The organism is Luteolibacter sp. Populi, assembly GCF_040801775.1.
GTDB lineage: Bacteria > Verrucomicrobiota > Verrucomicrobiia > Verrucomicrobiales > Akkermansiaceae > Haloferula.
The window spans coordinates 3,115,960-3,133,282 of record NZ_CP161812.1; the positions used below are offsets into that span (position 1 = coordinate 3,115,960).

General features: G+C 65.7%; 12 protein-coding genes. 6 read left to right on the forward strand and 6 right to left on the reverse strand.

All coding sequences use genetic code 11. The annotated features are described in order from the left end of the window. The first annotated feature begins 63 nt into the window (after nt 1-63). Nucleotides 64-1,161, forward strand: coding sequence for a PfkB family carbohydrate kinase (locus tag ABWK72_RS12555; RefSeq protein ID WP_367875141.1), 1,098 nt, complete (start codon nt 64-66; stop codon nt 1,159-1,161). 208 nt (nt 1,162-1,369) lie between these two features. Further along, nucleotides 1,370-2,107: a hypothetical protein gene (locus ABWK72_RS12560; RefSeq protein ID WP_367875142.1), complete on the forward strand. Its 738-nt coding sequence runs from the start codon at nt 1,370-1,372 to the stop codon at nt 2,105-2,107. Nucleotide 2,108: 1 nt separating this feature from the next. On the opposite strand, the gene ABWK72_RS12565 is transcribed toward ABWK72_RS12560, so the two are convergent. The 6 genes from ABWK72_RS12565 to ABWK72_RS12590 all read right to left on the reverse strand — a co-directional run bounded on the left by ABWK72_RS12565 (nt 2,109) and on the right by ABWK72_RS12590 (nt 10,251). After that, nucleotides 2,109-4,475: a PQQ-dependent sugar dehydrogenase gene (locus ABWK72_RS12565; protein ID WP_367875143.1), complete on the reverse strand. Its 2,367-nt coding sequence runs from the start codon at nt 4,473-4,475 to the stop codon at nt 2,109-2,111. Between the two features lie 59 nt (nt 4,476-4,534). After that, on the reverse strand, nt 4,535-5,839 hold the full coding sequence (locus ABWK72_RS12570) for an MFS transporter (protein ID WP_367875144.1): 1,305 nt from the start codon (nt 5,837-5,839) through the stop codon (nt 4,535-4,537). Nucleotides 5,840-6,504: 665 nt separating this feature from the next. Next, nucleotides 6,505-7,176, reverse strand: a complete 672-nt coding sequence (locus ABWK72_RS12575) for a response regulator transcription factor (protein ID WP_367875145.1) — start codon at nt 7,174-7,176, stop codon at nt 6,505-6,507. Then, a complete protein-coding gene (locus ABWK72_RS12580) occupies nt 7,173-8,696 on the reverse strand; it encodes a sensor histidine kinase (protein WP_367875146.1) in 1,524 nt (507 codons plus the stop codon). Before ABWK72_RS12580 ends, ABWK72_RS12575 begins: the two co-directional genes overlap by 4 nt. 32 nt (nt 8,697-8,728) lie before the next feature. Then, nucleotides 8,729-9,184, reverse strand: a complete 456-nt coding sequence (locus tag ABWK72_RS12585) for a hypothetical protein (RefSeq protein ID WP_367875147.1) — start codon at nt 9,182-9,184, stop codon at nt 8,729-8,731. 287 nt (nt 9,185-9,471) lie between these two features. Then, nucleotides 9,472-10,251 (reverse strand): hypothetical protein, encoded by a 780-nt coding sequence (locus ABWK72_RS12590; protein WP_367875148.1) that lies wholly within the window; start codon nt 10,249-10,251, stop codon nt 9,472-9,474. Between the two features lie 501 nt (nt 10,252-10,752). Between ABWK72_RS12590 and ABWK72_RS12595 the strand changes: the two genes are divergently transcribed. From ABWK72_RS12595 to ABWK72_RS12610, 4 genes are all read left to right on the forward strand, one after another. After that, complete coding sequence (locus ABWK72_RS12595; protein WP_367875149.1) at nt 10,753-11,922, forward strand: VWA domain-containing protein; 1,170 nt, start codon at nt 10,753-10,755, stop codon at nt 11,920-11,922. 693 nt (nt 11,923-12,615) lie between these two features. Continuing rightward, the gene (locus tag ABWK72_RS12600; protein ID WP_367875150.1) at nt 12,616-13,314 is read left to right on the forward strand and encodes a response regulator transcription factor; all 699 of its coding nucleotides are present in this window, start codon (nt 12,616-12,618) and stop codon (nt 13,312-13,314) included. Further along, nucleotides 13,311-15,056, forward strand: a complete 1,746-nt coding sequence (locus ABWK72_RS12605; RefSeq protein WP_367875151.1) for a sensor histidine kinase — start codon at nt 13,311-13,313, stop codon at nt 15,054-15,056. The genes ABWK72_RS12600 and ABWK72_RS12605 overlap by 4 nt, the downstream gene beginning before the upstream one ends. A 430-nt stretch (nt 15,057-15,486) precedes the next feature. Beyond that, nucleotides 15,487-17,202, forward strand: a complete 1,716-nt coding sequence (locus ABWK72_RS12610; RefSeq protein WP_367875152.1) for an RNA polymerase sigma factor — start codon at nt 15,487-15,489, stop codon at nt 17,200-17,202. The last annotated feature ends 121 nt before the right edge of the window (nt 17,203-17,323 follow it).

Here is a 17,323-nt window from a genome sequence, read left to right on the forward strand (position 1 = left end):
AAATCTGAGACCTCAGATTCCAGATCCCGAATTTCAAATCTCAAATTTCCCAATCCCTTCCCCATGTCCCTCACCCTCCGCACCGCCGCTTCCTGCCAATTCGATATCATCTCGCTCGGTGAAGTCATGCTTCGCCTCGATCCCGGCGATGGCCGCGTGCGCACCACCCGCCAGTTCCAGGCATGGGAAGGCGGCGGCGAATACAACGTCGCGCGCGGCCTCCGCCGCTGCTTCGGCAAGCGCGCCGCCGTCGTCACCGCCTTCGCCGAAAACGACGTGGGCCGCCTGATCGAAGACTTCATCCTCCAGGGCGGCGTGGACACCCGCTTCATCCAGTGGAAGCCCTTCGACGGCATCGGCCGCCAGGTCCGCAACGGCCTGAATTTCACCGAGCGCGGCTTCGGCATCCGCGGTGCCAAGGGCACCCCCGACCGCGGCCTCACCGCCTCCAGCCAGATGAAGCCCGGCGATGTCGATTGGGACGATGTCTTCGGCAAGCACGGCGCACGCTGGTTCCACACCGGCGGCATCTTCGCCGCCCTCTCCGAGACCACCGCCGCCCTCACCATCGAGGCCTGCAAGAAGGCCAAGGAATACGGCACCATCGTCTCCTACGACCTGAACTACCGCCCCAGCCTGTGGAAGTCCATCGGCGGCCAGGCCAAGGCCCAGGAAGTGAACCGCGAGATCGCCCAATACGTCGATGTGATGATCGGCAACGAGGAAGACTTCACCGCCTCCCTCGGCTTCGAAGTCGCGGGCGTCAGCGAGCACATCACCGGCCTGGAAGTGGACAGCTTCAAGGCCATGATCGAGCGCGCGGTGCAGGATTTCCCGAACTTCCAAGTCGTCGCCACCACCCTCCGCGACGTCCATAGCGCCACGATCAACGACTGGGGTGCCATCTGCTGGCACGCCGGCCAATTCCACCAGGCCACCCACCGCGCCAAACTGGAAATCTACGACCGCGTCGGCGGCGGCGATTCCTTCGCCAGCGGCCTCGCCTACGGCTTCATGGAATTCAACGATGCCCATCTCGCCGTCGAATACGGCGCCGCCCACGGCGCCCTGGCCATGACCACCCCCGGCGACACCACCATGGCCACCGTGGACGAAGTGAAAAAGCTCGTCGGCGGCGGCTCGGCCCGGGTCGACCGGTAACTGCGTCCCGGAATCGCGAGGCAGCCGCCTCGCCAAGGAGGGGGTGCGTCCCGGTCCCCCGGTTTTCGACGCCGGAAAAGCAGCCTTCCCGTCGCCGGGAGGGCTAGAACTAGCAGGCCGAGGGCGATCTCCGCCATGGGAAACGCCGCTCCTTCTCCCAATCGTCGCGCTCTTGCAGAAATCCTTCGCCTCCGTTAGACCGGAGTGCGTGGAAACCAAACGCCCGACCTTCCTCCCGAAGTCATGGGACCTCCCCGAATCCATCCGCAAACGCCTCGGTGATGACGCCGGCCGCCAGCGCCTGATGGATGAAGAAGGACACCTCCTCCTGATCCTCCACCAGCCCCCGGAGCCGGAGGACAACGAAGTCCGCAAGGCCGTCCTCCTCTGGAACCAGCCCGGCGGCGATTGGAAAAGCACCCCCGAAGGCGGCGGCCTCGCCGCCCTCGACGCGCACATGACCCATTACGGCAAGAACATCCACGATCTCGACACCCAGGTGGAGACCGCCAAAACCCCTAGCCAATTCTTCGGGATCATGAAGCACGTCACGCCCCTTCTCCGCGCCACCCGGAACATGCTCGCAGTGATGCAGGAAGCCCGCGAAGCCCGGCCCGAGGACCGCCGCCTGATCAACTTCCGCGACCGCGCGATCGAGTTGGAACGCGCCATCGACCTCGTCTCGGAAGACGCCAAGGCCGGCCTGGAGTTCTCGATGGCCGAAAACACCGAGGAGCAATCGCGCTTCGCCTACCAAGCCGCCATCGAAGCCCGCAAGCTCAACCGCCTCGTCGCGACCTTCTTCCCGCTCGCGACGCTCGTCGCGGTCTTCGGCATGAGCCCGCCCGCCGAAGTCATCCGAGCGCCCGGCTTCTGGCTCGTCCTCGCCGCGGGAATCGCCGCCGGCCTGGTCGTGCGGATGCTGACCGCGGGCGGGAAATCGTGAGTCAAGGCCGCCTCACCCCCAGCCGCACGAACAGCTTCTTCTGCACCGCCATATTCAGCGGAATCGCCGCCGTCACCCGCTTCGCCTCCGCATTCGCCGGATCCACCGCTTCCGAAACAAACGCGCTCCCGGTCGGCACCGCTCCCGCCACGGAGGTCACCACCGGCGTCCACGTCCCCAGATCCGGCGAGGTCTCCACCCGATACTCAAGATCCGTCGCCCGCGGATCCCTCCGGAAGACCACCGCCGCACTCGTCGGCGAGATCGTCACCGCCATGAAGTCCGCCGACTTCTGCCGGGTGCCGGGATTCAGATCCCACGCATACTCCAGCAGCGCGGGAATCGCATCGCCGTCCGGATCGCCCTCAGGATCGATGTACTGGCCGGGCGTAAAGTACTGGGTCTGCCACTTCTCGCGGCGGCTCATCGCCGGTGCCGGGTAGAAACCCACGGTGAGCAGCGGCGGGTTGGCAGCGGTCTCCCGCGAGCCAAAGACCTTGGCAGAGGCCGTCGTTTCGTCGCCCTTCAAAATCCAGCCGAAGCGAGTCGCCGGCTGGCTCAGCCAACTCCGGACATCCGCGGCAAGTTCCGCTGAAGACCAAGTGTGAACCTCCAGCCCCCCGACCGAAGTCGTCGCCGAGGCTGCCTCCACGAAATCCCCACCGGCATTCGTCCAGTTCTGGCTACCGAAGGCCGATTGCAACCAAGTCGCCTCGCCCGCGTCGGCCGGCGCTCCCTTGCCGATGCTCGCTGAAGTGCCTTCGCCCCAGTCCCGCGTCAGCTTGTGCAGCGTGAAATCGAAGTTCCCGCTGGTCGGCCCGCTCGTCTTGATCACTTCCAGGCTCACCGCAGCACTGGCCACCGTCGCCCCCGCAGGGATCCCGGATAGATCGAAGCGGATCAAAGCGCGACGCTTCCCCGCGCGGGACACAATCTCACCCGCAAACAAATCTCCCTGCCCGCTCGAGTTCACCGGAAATTCGGAGAACATCGAATTGTCGCGATCCGCAGGCAATTGCACGTTGTCCAACTCCGCCTCCACCAGCCTGAAAAGCTGCCCCGCAGGCACCCCCCCCGGGCCAGGCTCGGAAGGTCCCCGCGAGATCTTCGTGGCGACGTAAATCTCGCCCTCCTCGTCGATCCCGAAACCGGGAATATACCGGCCGATCGGATTGCCCCCCACGACATCCAGCTTCGACATCGCGAACACCCCCGGGCTGGTTTCTTCGAGACCGAGCAAGGTCCCCGCCGGCGTGATGGAAGCCGTGGACCAATCGCCGAAGATGTATTTCCCGTTCATCGAGGGAATCTCGATGCCGCGATAGACATGCCCGCCGGTGATACTCAAGCCCACTTCCAGCAAGCCCGTGGTCCCGGCTTGGCCAGGATGCGCGTAGGAGGCCACCGGCGCGATGTAAGGACCGGTCGAAGGCGTGGTAAGGTCGAAATCCGATAAGCCCTCGAATCGCCGCCAACCGTAATTGCCACCCGCCACACCCAGATTGATCTCCTCGAATTTTCTCTGCCCCACATCTGGCAGGAACAGCCGGTGCGTCCCGCCGCTGTCGAAGGAAAAGCGCCACGGATTCCGCAGCCCATACGCATAGATTTCCTTCCTCTCGTCGACCGCCGGGACATCCGCGAGCACGAAGGGATTGTCCGCCGGAATGCCATACTGCCCACCCGGCCCGTTCGTGCCCAGCGGATCGATCCGCAGCAGCTTGCCCAGATACTTCGTGAGATCCTGGGCATTGCCGAGCACGCCCGTGGGGGAACCCGACCCGGTGTGTCCGGCCCCATTGTCGTCCCCACCGCCGCCATCTCCCGTGGAAAGGTAGAGCATTCCGTCCACAGGGCTGAAAGCCAGTTGCCCGCCGTTGTGGTTGGACTGCGGCTTGTTGAAAGTGAGCAGCACCCGCTCGGACAGCGGGTTCGCCACATTCGGATTGGTAGCGGAGACCCGATATTCGGCCAGCACGCTGGTGCAGTTCACCGGAGCCGGCCCCGGCCCGGGAGGCGCGCTGTAGAAAACGTAGAAGCGCCCCTCACCCGGCGCTCCGACCGTCTCGTAGTCCGGATGGAATGCCAGGCCCAGCAGTCCGCGCTCATCGGAGTTCGCCGATTCCGTCGCCAGCTTCGCGCCCACATCCAGAAACGGAGCGGGCAGGATCATCCCGTCATCCAGCACATAAATCTTCCCGCGCTGGTCCGCGATGAAGAGCCGCCCTGATCCGTCGCCCGCATGGGTCACGGTGGTCGGTGAATTGAATTGCCCGACCGCTACCGGCTTGAGCTGCAGGGTGGGGAATGCCCCGCGCGACGCGACGGCAGACACCAGGAGGACCGCGACGACGACGACGGATTTCATGGAGAACTGGAAGCCCCACTATGGCAGAAATTCCCCGCCCCGGCGAACCTTTCTTTCCCTCAAGACGCCGCCGATCTCGCCGCCCTTTTCCCGATCGCCGCCCAGATGAAAAACAGCGCGATCATCACCGCCACCGCCGGCAGCTGCCACATCAGCGCCGCGCGGAAGGCATCCTCCCCCACGCTCTTCCTCATCGCCGCCAGCAGTATCGAGAAGCCCAGCGAGAAGCTGCCGTAGCCCACATTGAAGGCCATCCCGCGCACGCTCAGCAGCGTCGCCCGCTGCGAGGGCTCCGCGGAGGCATGCAGGTGGCGGTTCACCGTGAAGCCGACCAGTCCCAGCAAGGTCATCAGCAGCATCGCCGGCAGCAGCCCGAACCACGGCCAGGCCGGTGCCAGCAGGCCCAGCGCCATGATCGCCAGCACCGCCGCAATCCCCAGCACTCCCAGCGGCGAAAAGCGTGCATTCAACTTGCGCGCAATCGTCGGGATGAAGAAACCCAACACTCCGGACAAAGCCCCGAACAATCCGAAGGACCACTCCGGAATCAGGATCAGCCGGTAATACTCGCTGGTGATCGTCGCGAAATTCCGCGCCACCGAGTCGATCAGCATCCCGCCCACGATCACCGCCGCCACGCTGCGCGTGGTGAAGGCCTTCTTCGCCGTCGCCAGGGTCAGGCGGAAGGCGGCCGCGCAGCGCTTCCGGAAGTCACCGCTTGCATGCGGCGTCTCCTCCAGCCGCAGCGTGATGATCACGCAGGCGACCGCCTGCAGGAACACCAGCGCGATCGGCAGCCGGTGCGAGATCTCCGCGGGAATGTGGATGCCGATCCACGCGAAACCCTCCGGATCGTAGAGCAGCCCGCCGAGGATCATCGTCACGAAAAACGCCACCGCCCGCCAGCGCATCGCGGCCGACATCACATCGTCCCACGCCGCCTCGCGGCCCTCCTCCGGCAGCGCATCATACGCGATCGCCTCGTCCGCGCCGCTCGCCGCGGCCTCGGAAGTGCCGGACAGCACCCGGTTCAAAATACACAGCCCGAACAGCAGCGCCCCGCCGTCCTTCGGCGCCACCAGCAGGATCCCCATCTCCACCACCATCACACAGGACGAGAACACCAGCAGCTTCTTCCGCCCCAGCGTGTCCGCCAGCGCCCCCGACGGCACCTCCAGCGTGAAGATCGCCACCGCCCACATCACGTTCAGGAACACGAATTGCTCCGCCGTCAGCCCCAGGTCGATGAAGAACACCGCCAGCACCGGATAGTAGGCCCGGGCATTGTAGAGCGTCGTAAAGAGAACATAAAGCCGCGGATTGCGATGGGCGAAGGGACCGCTGCGGGCAAGGACGGAGGACACGGCGTAGCTGTGCGCCACGACACGCCCCCGCGCAAAGGGAAAGGCCCGGCTTGGCAGGATTTCATTTTGGGTGCAAGATTCCCTCCGTGGAATCAGACGAGTCATCTGCCGGCAACCACACGGAAGGCCCCAATAAATCGCCAAAGCGATGGGATCCCCTATTCGAGGCTCTCGATGGCTTCACGGATGATTTCTTGTTGGAGCGGGAGCAGCCCCCAGAGCAGGTCCGCGATGTGGATTTCAACGAATAGCTGAGGGGTTTCTAACGCATTCCCCCTTGTCAAAAGCCAGGGACTTCCTTGCTGCCATTTCCAACTCGAACTCCAACAACCGCAACGCGGTTGCCTCATATAGCCCCGGGCTGGCCGCAGGCCCACCGGGGTCGAGCATCGGACCAGACCAACCTCGAAGAGGTTGCCTCGGGCAGGATAGCCACCGGCAATCTTCCATTACGGAGACCTTCCGTGTGTTCCGCGGATTCCGCGCTCCGCCCGCCTGCCTTTCCTTCAAACTTGGACGTTCGATGTTGGACGTTCGATGTTCGATGTTTTCCCTTCGCAACGTCTGCGGAGTAGGGTTCGCCTTCCGTCCCCACCTCCCCCGGCGCAGCCGCATCCCGATTGATGATTGGAAGATTGGTGATTGATGATTCGCTCACAGGGCGCTCACGGCAACCGATACCCCGCCCCTCGCACCGTCTCGATCAGCACCGGCCGCGAGGGATCCGCCTCGATCTTCTTCCGCAAATTCAGCACATGCTGATCCAGCGTCCGCGACTCCGGATAATACTCCAGTCCCCAGCACTCGTTCAGCAACTCGTCCCGCGTCACCACCTCCCCGCGCCGCCGCGCCAGCAAACTCAGCACCTTCACCTCGCGCACGCTCAGCTCGACCTCCGCCTCCCCTCTCCTGGCTAGCAAACGCTTCGGCCAAACCTGCCAGGGCCCGAATTCAATCGCCGCCCCGCCCTGCGGCTCCTCATGCCGTCTCAGCACCGCGCGCACCCGCGCCAGCAGCTCATGCTTGCCGAAGGGCTTGCGCAAAAAATCATCCGCCCCCAGTTCCAAGCCCAGCACAACATCCACCTCCTCCGACTTCGCCGAGAGAAACAGCACCGGCGTCCGCCGGTCCTCGCGGCGGATGCTACGACAAACCTCGTAGCCGCTCGCCCCCGGCATCATGATGTCCAGCAGCACCAGCCCCGGCCGGTGCGCCGCCCACATCTCCAGCGCCTCGCGCCCGTCCTTCGCCGCCAGCACCCGGTGGCCCTCCCCTTGCAGCAGCTCCGCCAGCGCCTCGCGCGTCACCGGGTCGTCTTCAGCCACCAGGACAATCATACGGCACTGTTAGATTGAAGGGGAATCCGCAGGCGGAACTTCGCACCCTTCGCCACCGGCATCAGCTCCAGGCTCCCGCCCATCCGCCCCGCCAGCTCGCGGCTGATCGCCAGGCCCAGCCCCGTGCCGCTCGCCCCTTCGTCCACACGCGAACCCGCGCGCTCGAAGGGCAGGAAGACGCGCTTCCGGGCATCCGCGGGAATCCCGGGCCCGTCATCCTCCACCTCCACGTGCAAAGCCCCCTCATCCACCGCCAGCCTCACCCGCGCCTTCGCCCCCTCACCCGCATATTTCTCCACGTTCGATAAAAGATTGGAAAGGATCTGCGCCAGCGCATCGCGGTCCAGTGACACCCCCGCCTCCGGGCACGGTTCATACTCGCACACGATCGACTTGCGCTCGAACAGCGGCGCGAAGCCCTCGCGCAATTCTCCCACTAGCTTCTCCAGGTCGCAGCACGAGGTCCGGCCCTCGTCCTTGCCCCGCTCGATCCGCGCGAACGCCAGCACGTTGTCCACGATCCGCGACAGCCGCGAGGTCTCCTCCCGGATCAGCCCGAGACGACGCCTCACCCTGCCGTCCTCCACGGAGAGATGATCCAGCGCCAGATCCGTGTTGAGCAGCAGGTTGGTCAGCGGCGTCCGCAGCTCGTGCGAAACGCGGTTCACGAAACTCACCCGTTCCTCGGCGATCCTGAACGACTTGCGTTGCGAGGCGGCGACGGCGACACCACCGGCGAGGAGTAAGACGGCAATGGTCATGCCACCCGCCAGGACGGGCATGCGGTAGCTGGTCTCAAGACGAAGCGGAAAATAGCGATGCAGGGTCCAATCACCGAAGCGCGAGACATGGCGCAGAACTTCATCCGGCTTCCTGTTAGGCGGAACCTCCCCGTGGGTGACCCAAGGCTGGTTTCCCGGCGCATACAAGGCCACCAGGCCGGGCTCGCCGGAGGCAAGCCGCCAGGCCTCGCGCGCCGCTTTGTCCCCCATCACGATGCCCGCGGCGCGGAGGGGGTCGACGATGAGCAGCACCCCGAGCCTGCCATTGCCGTAGTGCCATGCGGGCGGGCGGCCGGGCAGATCCAGCCAGCCGCTCCCGGAAATCACCTCCGCATCGGGCAGCACCCACTCATTTCCTTCCTTGCGGGCGAAGCGCGGGAGCACCGGGAGCAATGAGGGTTCCCGGCCATCGAAACGGCGGTGGTTCCGCTCCCCATCATAGTAGGCCGGGTTGAGCCAGGAGCACTGGACCACGCCCGCCACCCGGGTCTCCTTCGCTCGATCGGGGGAACCGAGGAACCGCTTGGCTTCCTCCTCAAGGGCACTTTCCCAGAGGCCCTCCAAAACCGTGATCCGCCGCGACATCTGGCGGAAGGCATCATCCACCCGGTTGTCCGGCGGCTTCTCCGCGATGGTCTCGACGCGCTTCGACATGACCAAGCCGGATCCCGCGACCAATGCCGCCAGGAGCACCGTCACGAGAATGGTCCAGGCCCATGGCGGAGCGGTCTTCGGCATCGCGATGATTCAGTCAGGACGGTTGCCGGGTGTCACTCCACTTTGATGAAGGCCAGGACGGAGCGGGCCTTGTCGAGATGGCCCTTCGCATCGAAGTCCGTGCCGCTACCGACCAGGGTCCACTGGCCACGGCTGATACGGAGGGTCGATGCCCACTCATTGACGCTCAAGCGGGGGAAGCTCACGTCCTCCTGCCATTTCCCGTCGCGGTGGATCCGGTGGTGAACGCTCCGGTCCCCCGCAATGACCCGCTGCACGGAGTAGCGGAGCATGACGCCCTCCTGATCCGTGTCCAAGCGTGCCTCGAAGGTGCTTCCGGTATTCCGGGTCTCGAAGGCTGCGGGGCTGCTGAACTCGATCGGCCCCGGCTTGCCGTCCGCCCCGGGATTGCGCTGGGCGCGCCTCCACTCGGTGGGATAGCTGACTTCGACCACGTCCTCCAAACCGAACTTCGAGCCGCTGCGAGCCGCGCCCGACAGGTCCGTCACGACCTCGGCACGACCGTCTTTTTGCCATTCGCTTGCCAGAGCCCATGCGGAGGCGGGAAGTGTGGCGATGTCGGACTTCTGAATCCAATCGGAGACCGCCCGCTGATCGACGCGGATCAGCTTGAAGGCGAGATTGAACTCCTGCGGGGGAGCCTCCTTGGTTACGGGAGGCTTCCGGGTAAAGTCTCCGCGAAAGAAGACCAGGCGCAGCTTCCGGTTCGGCTTCGCTTCGCCCGTCGCCGGCTTGGCGTCAAGGTTGGACAGCGGGGTGGCTCTTCCGATGATCTTCAGATCCGCCGGCTCCTTTTCGACCGTGCGGTAGGCAAGGACGATCCTGCCGGGAGCAAACGGGATCCCGCTGGCGAGGCCTGAAACAGGCGGCGCAGCCTGGGGAGGTCCGCCGGCGCTGAAAGGATCCGCATCCGCCGGGGGAGCTGGAGCTGCGGGCTCAGGCGCGGCCGCGAAAGGATCTCCCCCCCGGGAACAGACTCGGGGTTACGGAAGAGCGAGACCGCTTCGAAACGCGGAATGAAAATGTCGTCCGGCTCCCGGGTCTGCTCGGCGAGCGGATACCAGGCCTCTTGAAAGGGCACCATGCGGGTGAACCTCACCGTCGCGAGGAGGCTCATCGCTCCTCCTTCCATTCCGGCGGAGAACTCATTGTTGTATCCGATATCCCGCGTCTCGAATGAAGTTGGAAAAGGCCACTCCCCGGGATTGGGCGGCTCGAATTCCGTGGCGTAGAATTGCTCGACCCTCGAATCATTCTTGCCGGCCGCTCCGGCCGTGCCCGTGCTGATCGCGGTCTGGTCGAGCGTCGCCTTGCCCTCCGCGATCCACTGCTGGGCGGCGGCGCGTAGCGCGCTGGCATCGCCGTTGAGCGGGTGTTCCTCGATCCACGGATCGACGAGATCCGCGGGGACGAGGATGTGTTCGATGACATTGACGAAGGGCGCCCCGGCGGCAGCGATCGGCGCTTCACCCGGACCTTTGTTCACGAAGGGATTCGGCTCTTGCGCCTGGAGCCCGGGAGCAAGCGCGAGAAGGGATAACAGTCGGATTCTCATGGTAGTGGCGGAGCGGGTTTCCTGCTCCGGCGTTCATCCAACCCGATCCTGCCGCCCCCTGCGCCAAACGGCGATCAAGCTTCTGCAAAATCTCCGCAAAAACCCACCGTCCCTCCAAGCCCGCCGCCATCGCCAATCTTTGCCTGCTCCGCGGCGCAGCCGCCGTGGGCTGCGGCAGCCCGCTACCCACATTCCCGTGACGCGTCACGGACGGCTCTTCCCCTGGGAGCGCGGAGCCACTGGCCCGCAGGTACGGTCCCCAGATGCCCTGAGCGGCTAAACGCCGGCAGCAACCCCAACGCCTCCCCAATCAACTCCTGCCTCCTCCCGCGCCCCCGCGTTTCGTTTCCTACCTTCTACTTCGACGTTCGATGTTGGGCGTTCGATGTTCGATGTTCCCGCCTTTCACTGCTCACTGCTCACTCGGCACTCCTGCCTCCCCCCCGAATTTACCCTCCCTTGACGGACACCCCAAAAAAACCGCGCTACCAACAGGGTGTTATGAAACCGAAATCATTCATCCCGTTCTCGCTCCTCTGCGCAGCCCTCACCGCCACCGCCCACGCCAAGGGCGCCCCGGGCGAAGCCACACCCGCTCCCCTCCCCACCGACGCCCCCCAGGACAAGGTCCAGATCGCCCTCCTGTTAGATACCTCGAACAGCATGGACGGCCTCATCGCCCAGGCCAAGACCCAGCTCTGGAAAGTCGTGAACACCTTCACCGCCGCCAGGCGCGACGGCAAGGCACCCTTCGTCGAAGTCGCCCTCTACGAATACGGCAACAACGGCCTCAACATCTCCAACAACTGGATCCGCCTCGTCGAGCCCCTGACCCGCGACCTCGATGAAGTCAGCCGCGAACTCTTCGCCTTCCGCACCAATGGCGGCGACGAATACTCCGGCGCGGTCATCCAGCGATCATTGGCCGATCTCTCCTGGGACACCTCGCCCCGCACCTACAAGGCCATCTTCATCGCCGGCAACGAGCCCTTCACCCAAGGCCCCGTCGACGCCCGCCAGGCCTGCCGCGATGCGCTGGCGAAGGGCATCGTCGTCAACACCATCCACTGCGGCAGCCGCGAGGAAGGCATCGCCGGTGCCTGGCACGACGGTGCCGCGCTGGCCGAAGGCAAATTCCTCTCGATCAACCAGGACAAGGCCATCGCCCACGTCGATGCCCCGCAGGACAAGGAGATCGCGAACCTCGGGATCGAGCTGAACAAGACCTACCTCGGCTACGGCTTGAACTGGCGGGCAGGCGTGGCGAACCAGGTCGCGCAGGACAAGAATGCCGCCGACAACGCCGCCGCCGGCTCCGCCCAGCAACGCGCCGTCTCAAAGGCCAGCGTCAGTTACTGCAACTCGGCCTGGGACCTCGTCGATGCCTGCCGCGACGGCACCAAGAAGCTCTCCGATGTCCCGGTGAGCGAGCTCCCCGAGGCCATGAAGACCATGACCCCCGCCGAGCGTGAAGCCCACCTCGCCAGGATGACCGCCGAGCGTGCCGCCCTTCAAAAGAAGATCGCCGACCTCAATGTCGCCCGCGAAGCCTTCGTCGCCGAGATCCAGAAAAAGCAAGCCGAAGCCAGCGGCGAGCAGACCCTCGACCAAGCCATCGTCGCCACCGTCAAAGGCCAGGCCAGCGCCGTCGGCTACTCCTTCGGCGAGTGAGTCTTGCCGTGAGCGGGGGGTGGAGACCCTTCGTCTTCACCCCGCTCCCTCCGTGTCCAAGATGATCGGTGCCCCCCTGGGACCGCGGGGCACTGCCCGGCAGAGTGGTCCCCGGCTGCTTTTTCTCCTTCCGGTCTGCAGCATCAAAACGGCGCTCTCCATTCCATCCCTGCATGATGTTCTCCACCATCAGCCTCCCCCCGAATTTACACTCCATTGACGGACACCCCCGCCACCTCCGCCCTACTTTAACCACCATGAAAACCACCTGCCTCGCCCTCGCTGCCGCGGGCATCGCCCTCATGGTCGCCGGCATCTCATTCGGCCCATGAAGTAGCCCGCCCCTTCCGCGGCTTCGCCGCCGTGGACTGCGCGCAGCCTGCTGCCGCTGTCCCGATGCAGCCCTGCTGCAAGGGGCCCTGCAAAGGCGAGCCACCCCAAGGTCCCCACCCACAAACGGCCCCGCTGGGACCGCCGGGCACCGCCCGGCAGAACGGTCCCTCTGATGGCTTTAAACACCGAGATCAGGAGCAACCCCAAAGCCTCCATCACCCCTCTTCTGCTTTCCCACTGATCACTGCTCACCGATCACTCGGCACTCTGACTTCTTCCTCCCCCTGAAAACTGAACACTGAAAACTAGCAAACTCTCCTCCGCCTTGCTCCCCGCCCCACATCCTCTATAAAGCACCCGATGCCCGAAACCACCATCCTGGTGATCGAAGACGACCCCGCGATCCGCCGCGGGGTCGTCGATGCCTTGGACTACGGCGGATACCGTACTTTGGAAGCGGGCGAAGGCATCACCGGCCTCGACCTCGCACTGAAGGCGAACTACCGCCTGCTCCTGCTCGACCTCGTCCTGCCCGGCCGCGATGGCTTCTCGATCCTCGCGGAACTGAAGAAGCACCGCCCCGGCCAAGCCGTCATCATCCTCTCCGCCCGCGGCGAGGAGAACAACCGCGTCCGCGGCCTTACCCTCGGCGCGGATGATTACGTGATGAAGCCCTTCAGCGTCCGCGAGCTCCTCGCCCGCGTCGAAGCCGTGCTGCGCCGCACCTGCGAACGCCCGGTCCCGACGGAAGAGCGGACCCTGCGCGGCGGCGGACGCGTCGACCTCACCACCGGCCGCATCGTTTTCGAGGACGGCACCGACAGCGTCCTCTCCGACCGCGAGACCGGCCTGCTGCGCTATCTTCTCGATGCCTCCGGCCGCACCGTCTCGCGCGATGAAATCCTCCGCCACGTCTGGGGTCTCGACCCGGATCGCACCGAGACCCGGACCCTGGACATGCACATCATGCACCTCCGCACCAAGCTCCGCGACCGCAGCCAGGAAATGCTGGTGACGGTCCGCGGGAAAGGGTGGAGATTCCACACCGAAGAACCATGAGCAGGCGCGGCAGAACGGTATGGCTGGTGCACGGGGGGATCGCCCTCTGCGCCCTGCTGATCCTCGGCGCGATGGCCGCGCTGACCCGCGGCGTCGTGAATACCGAGGACAACCGCGCCCGCATGGAGGCGAAAGCCGATGAGCAGGAGCAGGTCCGCCTCGCCCTCTGGCGAATGGACTCCGCCGCCGCCGCCTGGATCGCGGATGAGGCCCAGCGCCCGGTCCCCGACCCCGCCAACAAGAACGAGGGCAATTCCGAGGTGAAGCTGCGCTTCGACGCCCGCGAGGACGGCATCCTCCTGGCCGACGACCCCGACAAGATCCCGGAGTTCTGTGAGGTCCTCGATATCGAATCCAATGCCCGGGCCTTCCCGGCGATGTGCAGCCAGATGCCGGAGATCCCCTCTTCCTGGGCGACTCCCGCACCGGAGCCGGCATCGCTCCAAGTTGAACCGGCACCTCCCCAAGTGGTCGAAGCCCCGGGTCCTTCCCAGAAGCTGCAGGCGCAAACGCAGCAATGGAAAGCGCAGTCCCGCGCCAGCACGGCCTACCAGAAGCTGGCCGACTCCAAGGAGCTGGAGAACCGCGAGAAGATCATCCAGAAGGCCGTCCTCAGCAGCAACACCAACTTCGACAACAACATGGTCCAGAGCGCCAACATCGTCGGCGACTGGAGCCTGCTGCGCAGCAGCCTGCCGCGGCCGGCGCGCATCGGCAATGAACTGCTCCTGCTACGATACCTGCAGTGGAAGCTGCCCAACGGCCGCACCCTCCGCTCGATTCAGGGCGCCTGGATCGATGAACCGGCCCTCAAGGCCGTGCTGCTCGCCGAGGTCGCCGATCTTTTCCCCGCGGCCTCGCTGGTGCAGTCGGGCGGCGGCGCCCTGGACGAGGGCCTGACCCTCGCCTCCTTCCCGTGGACCCTGGAGATCCCCCGCTTCCCGGAGATCCTGCCGCCCTTGCCGCAGACCGTCCTCTACCCCCTCATCGCCGGTTGGGCCGCCGCGGTGGTGGCGATCCTCGCGGCCTGGCTGCTGGTCACCGGCCTGCTGCGCCTGAGCGAGCGCCGCGCCTCCTTCGTCTCCGCCGTGACCCACGAGCTGCGCACCCCCCTGACCACCTTCCAGCTCTACTCGGACATGCTCGCCAGCGGCGCGGTGAAGGAAGAGAAGCGCGGTGAATACTTCCGGACCCTGCGCCGCGAGGCCGAGCGCCTCTCCCACCTGGTCGAGAACGTCCTCGCCTTCTCCCGCATCGAGCGCCGCTGCGGGATCTCCGCCCCCACCACCCGCTCCGCCGGGGAAATGGTCGCGCCGATGGTCGAGCGCTTCCGCGGCCGCCTCCAGGAAGCCGGCATGGACCTCTCGCTGGACCCGGACGACGGCGCGTGGAAGACCCCGGTGAAGGCCGACCCCGCCGCGGTCGAGCACGTCCTCTTCAACCTGATCGACAACGCCGCGAAATACGCCGGCAGCGGCCTGGTCCGCATGGAGGCCGGGACCAAGGGCCGCAACCTTGAGATCCACGTCTGCGACAACGGACCCGGCATCCCCGCCAAGGAGCGCTCCCGGATCTTCCGCGCCTTCCACAAGTCCGCCGCCGCCGCCGCCGAAAGCCGCCCCGGCGTCGGCCTCGGCCTGGCCCTCTCCCGCCGCCTCGCCCGCTCCGGCGGCGGGAACCTCGAATTCGTCGCCCGCGAGGACGGCTCGAGCTTCGTCCTCACCCTGCCAGGTGCCCCCTGAAACGGGACACCCCCCGTCCCCCGAAACGGGATGCCCCCCATCCCCCGGAACGGGACAGGGGGTGGTGCCCCGAACGGCACACCACCCGTAGCCCCAAACGGCACGCAAAGGTTATCCCCTTAAGGTTACCCCCATAAGGTACTCCCCTGAAGGTGTGGCGGCTTCTAGTCCAGCATTGGTCCCGGAGTAAGGACGGCTCGACCGCTGGGGGCGCGGAGCCACTGGCCCGCAGAAGCATCCCTTGCTGCTGGGCACCTGCCGAGGGGTGTGTGGATAGCGACGTCGCTTTGCTGCATTCCTCTCCTACACTCGAAGTGGCTTGGACCATTCTGCGGGCCAGTGGCTCCGCGCCCCCAGCGGAAATCTCCACCCGGCCGCAGATTTTTGTCCGTTTCGGCACGTAGCCGGACAAACGATTCCAGAACCTACGATGTCCGGACCGGAAACCACCGATACCGAACTGCTCGCAGACTGGCTGGAACGCCGCCACGAGCCGGCTTTTCACGCCCTGGTGGCGCGCTACGCCGGGCTGGTGCACATGGCGGCACGCCGGACCTGCGGGGATGACTCGCTGGCGGCGGAGGCGTCCCAACTCGCTTTCATCACCCTGGCCCGCAAGGCGCGCTCGCTGGCCGGGCGCTCCTCCTTGGCGGGTTGGCTGCACGCCACGGCCATCCTGCACGCCCGCAACCTTCTCCGCCAGCGCTCCCGCGAGATCCGCAAACTCCAAATCCTGCGCACGCATATGGAAAACGAACCGCAGGCCTCCCCTGCCGCGGACTGGCAGCGCATCCAGCCGGTGCTGGATGAGGCGCTGGCCGCCCTCTCCACCAAGGACCGCGAGACCCTGCTCCTGCGCTTCTACCGCTCCCTCAGCGTGCGTGAGATCGGCACGGCGCTGGGGATCGCCACGGATGCCGCCCAGAAGCGGCTCGACCGGGCGACCGAGAAGCTGCGCGGCCAGCTCGCGCGGCGCGGTTGCCAGATCGGAGGCTCGCTGGGGGTCGCGCTGCTGGCCGGCTTCACGGCGGATGCCAAGGCTGCCGCCATCCCTTCCACCTCCCTGCTCGCCTCGAATGCCATCGCTGCCGCAGGTGCGGGCGGGGCCACCACTCTCACCACCATCGGAATCATTGCCATGACCAAGAACGCAGCCATCACCGCCGGAATCGTCGTGCTCCTCGCCGGAGCCGGCACCGCCGTTTACCTGAACCAGAAAGATGCCGAGGCCGCGCAGGCCGGCAAAGAGGCGAGCGGCAAGGGATCCGCCGCATCCTCCCCCAACGCTCCGAATTCCGGCCTGTCCCCGGTGGATGCCGCCGCCAAGGGCGAGCGCACCAAGCCGCGCGACCCGGCGGAGAATCCCGAGCTGATCGGGAAGTTCGGCGAGTCCCGGACCAATCTCTCCAAGCACGTGGCCACGCAGTTGATCAGCGTGCTGGAAGACGCCGTCACCATGGGCGAGATGGCAATGTCCGCGGAAGGCGGCGGCGGCGGCCGGATGTTTGGCGGCGGTCCGCGCACCGGCATCGGCGGCGACCTGAGCGGCAAGCTGGCCCTGAGCGACGAGCAGCGCCAGAAGGCGGAGGACGTTTACAAGGAATTCCAGAAGCGCGAACTGGCGAAGTCCAAGGCTTCGATCGAGGTCATGAAGAAGGACCCGACCTCGCTGATGAAGCTGATGCTGGCCAGCGACGCGCAATCCCGCGGGGAGATCACCAAGGAGGAATTCCAGGAGATGCAGGCATCCGTCTCCGACGACCTGAAGGGCACGGTGAACCCGCTCGACCGGAAGAATTTCCAAGGCGGCTCGCCGCTGAAGGACGCCGCCTACCGCACTGAGATCGAAGCGATCCTCGAACCCGCTCAAAGCGAGACCTTCAAGGCCGCCACCGTGGAGCAGGACATCAAGAAGGACGACGACCGCAGCATGAACAACCTGCCCGCCATGAAGCTGGAGGACATGGACACCACCGTGGCCTCCGCCAAGAAGATGACCACCGGCATGAAGAGCATGATGGAAGGCATGGGCGGCCTCGGCCCCTTGATGGAGCTCGAGAAGAAAAAGAAAGAAGCCGAGGAAGCCGCGAAGGCTGCGGAAAGCACCGCGCCGCCTGCCGCCGAACCGGCACCCGCCGGGCAGTAAGCGGCTGCTGAAAAAGATTCACCTCCCGACTCTCCCCGTCGCCCCCGGGCCCGTCTCCTCCCAGACGCGGTCCGGGGGCGATTGAGTTTTCAATCGACTCTTCACGGCAAAGAGCCGATCT